The sequence below is a fragment of the Bacteroides cellulolyticus genome (assembly GCF_025567135.1).
GTDB lineage: Bacteria > Bacteroidota > Bacteroidia > Bacteroidales > Bacteroidaceae > Phocaeicola > Phocaeicola cellulolyticus.
Window position 1 is genome coordinate 1 of the sequence record NZ_JAOQJJ010000037.1, and the last position, 4,389, is coordinate 4,389.

At 36.8% G+C, this 4,389-nt stretch carries 3 protein-coding genes; all 3 read right to left on the bottom strand.

The annotated features are described in order from the left end of the window. Window positions 1-681, bottom strand: a 681-nt coding sequence (locus OCV82_RS15030) for an ATP-binding protein (RefSeq protein ID WP_154045188.1), incomplete at its 3' end; no start/stop codon positions are given. 129 nt (window positions 682-810) lie between these two features. Next, window positions 811-3,210: an ABC transporter permease gene (locus OCV82_RS15035; RefSeq protein WP_262543862.1), complete on the bottom strand. Its 2,400-nt coding sequence runs from the start codon at window positions 3,208-3,210 to the stop codon at window positions 811-813. 222 nt (window positions 3,211-3,432) lie between these two features. After that, the coding region (locus OCV82_RS15040; RefSeq protein ID WP_154045192.1) for a PD-(D/E)XK nuclease domain-containing protein at window positions 3,433-4,389 on the bottom strand (957 nt) is incomplete at its 5' end.

The following is a 4,389-nucleotide window of genomic DNA, read 5'->3' on the forward strand; positions in this document are numbered from 1 at the left end:
TTCTTTTTCGCTTATACCGCACAAAGACGCAAAGTCAGGATCCATAGTGATGTCATTCAAATTATTCAAATCACTGAAAATGCTAACCCTGCTGAATCTGGTCACTCCCGTAAGGAGAGCAAAGCGGATATACTTGTCGCATGATTTCAGATTCCCATAAAAGGACTTCAGAATACTTCGGTACTCAGACTGAAGTTCCTCATTGTCCAATGATTGTATAAGAGGTTTATCATACTCGTCAATCAGGATTACTACACCGCGACCTGTCTGTTTTGCAGCTTTTTCTATCAAATATGCAAAACGCTCTTCCGGTGCACGGTCCTTCTTTTCATCGCCATAAACTTCTTCCCATTTTTCAAGATGCTGATTGAAAATGCCATAAAGAGCATCAACATCCTTATAATTGCGGCTGTTCAAATCCATGTGAAACACCGGATGAACATTCCACTCTTTCTCCAGTCCTTCTATTGCAAGTCCCTGAAATAAATCTTTTCTACCCTCAAAATAAGATTCAAGAGTGGAAATCATCAGACTCTTGCCGAAACGGCGCGGACGACCGAAGAAATAATAACCGCCTGTAGAGACAAGACGATGTATAAGCGCAGTCTTGTCAACATAAACAAAACCACCCTTACGAAGTTTCTCGAAGTTCTGGATTCCTATGGGATATAATCTGTTCATATAAAGTCTGAATTTTGAATAAGACACCGTTGTTTCTACAAAGATATGCAAATGAAAGCGTAGAGACAAAAGAAAAACACAGTTTTTCAATATGAACTATCCATTACCACAATAAGGGAAATCCTGAATCTATTCGCTCTTTATAATCTCAGCCGGATTAATTCGCGCTATATTTCTTATGCGGACATAAACTGTCAGAGTAATGAGCAACACCACAAACAACAATATTCCTCCGTAAAACAATATACCTGTATCTATAAAAGAATAATATATATTGCTGAACATTTGTAACAGGAATTCCACTATAGGAAATGCTATAGCCACAGTAACGATAACCAACACGATATAAAGCCTTGCAAAAATCAATACTATCTGACGAACTCCTGCTCCGTTTATCTTCCGTATAGCCATTTCCTTACGGCGGTATTCGGTGTCAAGAGTTATTGCTGAATAAATTCCAAGCACAGAGATGATAAGTGCTATGATTGACATAAAGAGTACAATACCTCTCAGTTTGAATTCCAGAGCATGCTCTTCGTATATATCATCCATCATTGTGGGTACGGAGACTTCAATACTTTCCGGCAAAGCATCTTTCATTACAGATTTTATTGACGAAACAGCTTCTTTCAAACGATTGGCATAACATTTAACATAACAATGTCCTATGTAATCAGAAAAATCGGATGGTACAAACATAAAACCGTTTAATTCCCTACCAGAATAATTAGACGATACAAAAGGAGCTGATATTCCTACAAGTGTATATCCTTTATTATAGTCATACAAAACTTTCCCTAATTGAATATCCTTGTTTATACGTTTGGCAAGTACCTCGTCTATTATCATCTCGCCCAATGTTTTCTGCTCATTACCGGATATTATGCCTATATTCATAAATCGGAAAAAGCTCGGTGATACACGCATTACATTTGCATCGACATAATTTTCTCTTTTCTCTGTCAGAAAAAGTCCTGTACCTGAAACTCCATGCAGATAATTGATATCTGAAATAATGATATCTTCCACACCCGGACATCGTTTAAACTTGTCTATTAATGTCTTTTTAGTATTATTATCCATAAAAGAATAATCGAGTGAAACACTAAGGATACGTTCTTTTTCTGTTTTTGACAATGTTCCGAAAACAGAATTGTTTGTATTCACAGATTGCATGTACAATGCCGTTGCAAGCGAAATAAATATCAGACTGATAAACAGCTGCATTCCCAATGATAAATTTCTCAACCTGTGCCTGCCATATCTTCTGGTGACTGTGTTAAGTTTCTGAGTGAGAAACGACCGTCTCACTTTTACTATTACAAACAACGATATCACCATACACAACACCATGATGCCAATAAGATAAGTAAAAGTCTGCCACATCAGTAAATACGGATCTATGACAATGCTGAAACGTACCAGTGTAAGACTAAGGAACGGTGAAAGAAGTTCTATGATAAGATAAGTAACGAATGCCGACAAAAATATAGAAACACTTATCTGTACGAAAAACATCAGAAACATATCTTTAAATCCGGCACCGTTCACCCTACGGATATTACATTCTTTCACACGTATGAGGAAAGAGCCAATTATAAAATGAAAGAAATTGAGCAAGCCAACCACCAATACCAATATTCCGGCTATAAGAGTAATATTAGCAAAATATAATGCTACACCTTCATCACTCCAAAAATAAGTTCCGAAAGTACCGCCAGATACTCCCCTTTTCTCATTAAAGAATTCAAAATCAAGCTTCCTTTCATCTAATTCTTCAATAAGACTTTGTACCGAGGCTGCATCTTCTGCCAGTGCGAATGTAACAGCATCCATTACCGGCAAATTTCTGTCATTGATTTGCCCTTCTGTATCATTAATAACCAAAGCATCCGTTTTACATAAAAAGTTCAAACTGTTATTCAATGGCAAATCTTTGGCTACCGCCTGTATCACATAATTTATCCCTCCTTCACGAGGCGTACTGTTTGGCGAAGTATATAAACGTCTGTTTAAAACCATACGTTTACCTATTGATTTTTCGGCTGAACCAAAAATACGTTTAGCTGTACTTTCAAAAAGAATTACCGAATTGGGATTCTGTATTGCATTTTTCCAACTGCCATGTAATATTTCAGGAGTAAAGACTTCATTAAAACAGGAATCAGTCTCCATGAACCTCAGGTTATAAGGTAACAGTTTACCTTCATAAACCTCAATGTTATACGAGCGTTCATCCGTTCTTGCAACTCCACAAAAGGCTTTTGCATTCAAACCTTGGTTTCTCAAAAACGAAGGTAAACTACCTGAAGTTATACTACTGAAATTATTGTCAGAACGTTCTAAATATAATTCAACTATCCTGTCCCTATTCCTGAAACAATCATCTGTACTGAATATATACCTGCTAAAATAAAGGCAGACACTAAAGCAAAACAACGACATAGCCAATCCGAATATGGCTATAATGTTCTGCATCTTGAATTTCATCAGGCTGCGTATGGCTACTTTCAAATAATGTAATATCATATCCAAATTCATTTAATTTAAATAACACACCAGTATAAAACTGACGTATTCCTAAAATTCATAATATGTTCTCATAGTAAATATAATCAAAAATCATATCAAACGCATAATCACCTATTAATCAAGACAATACATTCAAATATCAATATAAAACAACGTGCGTATTCGCACATTCATGTTGCAAATACGCACGTTTGATACTAAGTGTATTCATTATATCGCTTAATCGGATACTATCCACTTCTCTATATTTCTGGTTTCCGCACTGAAATTAACCCCTATCTTATAAACCTTACGTCCATCAGACATGAAAGGTAAAGCATAGTTTCGTGAGTCTATTTGCGCGATGGCATCCTCGGCACTGCCTTCAAACTTGAATTCCATTACATAGATATACTGTGGAGTTTTCACCACCATATCTATCCTGCCTTGAGAAGTATGATACTCGGCATGAGTGTAGAAACCCATAAGACGGAAGACTATGAAAAGAACATTCTGGTAATGAAGTTCTGTGTCGCGAATCAACTCGTATGGAGTGTCAGAAAAGAGACTTTGAAGACGCTCCATGAAACTATCAATCTTTCCTTTTTCCAGTTCCTTGATGAAATTCATTATATGGAAGCTGGTATTCCTGCCATGCATATTCATATAGCTGGGCATAAGGAAATTAAGGAATCCCTGTTCAACCTCCTCATTAGGAAAACCAAGTATATAATTCTTAAAACGTTCGTCATACTCCTTTATAGTCAAATATCCACTCTGAAAGAATAAAGGAATAGGATTGGTATTTATTGTCTCAAGTCCGGTAAGCTCATCGGCTGTAGCTTCTGCATTACCTGTCAGATCGCTCAGAAGGTAATTGTTCTTCTGAAGGAGTTTTACGAGTATGGTGGGAGTACCGGTGGAGAACCAATAGTTTTCAGGCATCATTCTGAAAAAAGTATTCAGGACACTGAACGGATTATACATTCCCTCTGTATCCTGGACAAAATGATAACCGTCGTATTTCCTCTTTAACATTGCGTATGTATCAGAACAACTCATGTTCTGCTTTTCAGCAAGAACCCTGACATCTTCATCAAAGAATTCTACAAGTTCTTTTTCGCTTATACCGCACAAAGACGCAAAGTCAGGATCCATAGTGATGTCATTCAAATTATTCAAATCACTGAAAATGCT

Coding starts and splice junctions, on each gene's coding strand:
- OCV82_RS15035 (WP_262543862.1), bottom strand. CDS start 3,210: ATGATATTACATTATTTGAAAGTAGCCATACGCAGCCTGATGAAATTC.